3 protein-coding genes and 1 rRNA gene are annotated in these 2,462 nt (G+C 63.6%); 2 read left to right on the top strand and 2 right to left on the bottom strand.

The window, feature by feature from the left end; translation table 11 throughout:
* Positions 1-388 precede the first annotated feature (388 nt).
* Positions 389-856, top strand: a complete 468-nt coding sequence (locus AC1DEY_RS22890) for a hypothetical protein (RefSeq protein ID WP_476870000.1) — start codon at positions 389-391, stop codon at positions 854-856.
* Between the two features lie 55 nt (positions 857-911).
* Here AC1DEY_RS22890 and AC1DEY_RS22885 read toward each other — a convergent pair whose 3' ends face one another.
* A complete protein-coding gene (locus AC1DEY_RS22885; protein WP_476869999.1) occupies positions 912-1,217 on the bottom strand; it encodes a DUF1905 domain-containing protein in 306 nt (101 codons plus the stop codon).
* A 50-nt stretch (positions 1,218-1,267) separates the two neighbouring features.
* Positions 1,268-1,543, bottom strand: coding sequence for a hypothetical protein (locus AC1DEY_RS22880; RefSeq protein WP_476869998.1), 276 nt, complete (start codon positions 1,541-1,543; stop codon positions 1,268-1,270).
* Between the two features lie 786 nt (positions 1,544-2,329).
* Here AC1DEY_RS22880 and AC1DEY_RS22875 point away from each other — a divergent pair.
* Positions 2,330-2,462 (top strand): 16S ribosomal RNA (locus tag AC1DEY_RS22875); the annotation flags it as partial.

Below are 2,462 nucleotides of genomic sequence, written 5' to 3'. Positions count from 1 at the left end.
GAGTTGACTGGGGGCCGCGTGGAGGCCGCTGGGGATCATCCGCGCACCCACGGCGGCGGCAATAAGTGGCCGCAAGCTGGTTCCGCCACGTTTACTGGCAGCCGCTACGCGGATTCACGCAGCGGCCGTCCGTTTTTGGCGCGCAATTCGGGGCGCGGTGCGGAATACCGGTGCGGGGCGAATCCTCCGGCAGCGCAGCTGGCGGGTCTGTCTAGACACTCGCCGTGGCGCGGGAGCATCCTAAACGTGTGCGCGTTTCGGGGGAGCGGCTACGCGGCGGAGCTTCCGCCTTGGCTGGGGAAGCCGGGGAAACAGGCGGACCGCTGGCAGCCGGATCCTACGTTCCGGGCGTGCGGACACGATCGGCGAGGGAACCGGGGACCAGGTCATGGACGAAACATCCGATACGCGGCAGAAGCTATCCAACCGCATCGATGACAAGCAACGGGACCTTCAGTCCTACCTCGGCCGGGAACGACCACGTCGGACCCGGTTGGCCGGCATCAGCATTGTGGGCAGCGCGCTGGCCGCCGCGTTCACSGCRGGTCCGGCAGTCGGGGGCACSGGGTTCACCGAAGCGGTGGCGGCCRTCTTCAACCTGGCCGACGACTCGATCGTGTGGCGCGGGCTGTGCCTGCTGGCGGTGGTCTGTTCCGTGGCCGCGGCGCTGGCAACRAATTTCGCCACSTCCCGGTCGGTGGCGGAYCGTGTGAGCGCGGCCGAGACGGCCAGCGCCCAGCTGGAGGGGYTGCAGGTCTCGCTGAACTTCGGGCACATTGACATCGACGAGGCCGTCAAGCTCTATCAGCAATATGCCACCCAGGTGGCGTTCGTGGAGGCCACGGCGGCGCGGTGACGGTACCCGGACTGACGCCGGACCGTCGAAGGCCCGCGCCGGACCGTAACCGGGTTCAGCCCGGGAGTTCCAGGTYGAGTTCCACGTCCACCTGATCCCCGGCATGGATGCCGGCCGCGGTCCTGATGGTYTTCTTGACCGGGAGCAGGTACGAGTTGCGCCGGCTGTCCGGGAAGAGCGAGGTCCGCCACCGCTGCCCGGCGATGCAGGCGCTCACCTTCACCGAACCGAAGCCCTTGCGGAACGGCGCRGCCTCGTCCTTGAGCTCCTCCGCCAGGTCCGGCGGCAGCGTGATGAAGTGCCARCCGGCTTGCTCGGGGTTGTGCCACAGCTCGGCACGGAACGCGTACGACGTCGTCACGCTCTGAGTATGGCACGCAGGGGCGCCGTCGAATTSGGYGAGGCSGACGCTCACCCSGCCTTGTAGTCGAASGTCAGCTGGGCCGGGGGAGGGCCCTGCAGCATCTCCGGCGTCAGCCCGTGAAGCTCCACCAGCTGCTCGCGGAACCAGACGTCATAGGGATCGTCCGAGGTCGCAAGGATCCCGAACGCCTTGGCCAGGTCCTCGGCCTCRTGGAACAGGCAGACGAAGTCCCCCTGGGGAGTCTGCATGAGGCTGGCGACCTCCCGGGTGATGCCCATGCGCTCGCGCGAACGTTTGTGGTCCGCGGCGCGCGTCCCGTTCATCTCCGAGTCCAGGGCTTTCCASGCCTCCAGTTTCCCGGGCAAAATCGGCGCGAACCACGTTATGCATTCCATGACTGATGTCCTTCCACGCAACGGYTTCCGCACGGTGGCAWTCCCATCGGTGCAGCTGGAAGCATAGTCCTGCGGCCGACGGCGGGACAGAGGCTTCGGGAAGCCCCCCCGACCACGTGCCGGCGGACAGCGAGACGCACGACGGCGGCACTGTTGCAGAGTGTGACGCGGTGCACAAAAAGCCAATTGGGCGTGTGCGCGGCCTGGTAGGGGCGGGGGCGGCCGGTAATCCGCGCCAATTCAGGGTTCTGCGCGTATGGCACCACCTCCACGGGCCGATTTGTGCGGGGTCCTCCCGGCGTGTAAAGTAATTCGAGTCGCCGCCGCTGATGCGGAAAGAAAGCGACCGACCCCCTGATAAACAGCCTGAAAATGGTTCGCAAATTTGCGCGCTAAATAACGGTGGGGACCTTCTTGGAAGAATGTAAATCGCAGAAATGCGAATTTGCAAACACTCCCAAGATCCGGTAAGTTTGAAAAGTTGCTCCGGAGCGATCCGCGACTGAATGTTGGTTGTGGTGGTGCCGGGTGTGTCTGTTGTTTGAGAACTCAATAGTGTGCCAAGTTTGTTGATACCAATTTATTGTAATGGATTGGTTGAATTGACCAGGTTATGCCACCCCGTGGTGTGGTCTGGTTTTTACAGCTGGTTTCAAATTTTGTGCAGCGTGTTTCTTCCGTTTTCCCGGGGGTGCGTGCTGTGTCTGTTTTACTTCAACGGAGAGTTTGATCCTGGCTCAGGATGAACGCTGGCGGCGTGCTTAACACATGCAAGTCGAACGATGATCCGGTGCTTGCRCCGGGGATTAGTGGCGAACGGGTGAGTAACACGTGAGTAACCTGCCCT

This window comes from Arthrobacter sp. 05T47 (genome assembly GCF_056395825.1).
This window is presented reverse-complemented; position numbering and strand designations above follow the sequence as displayed.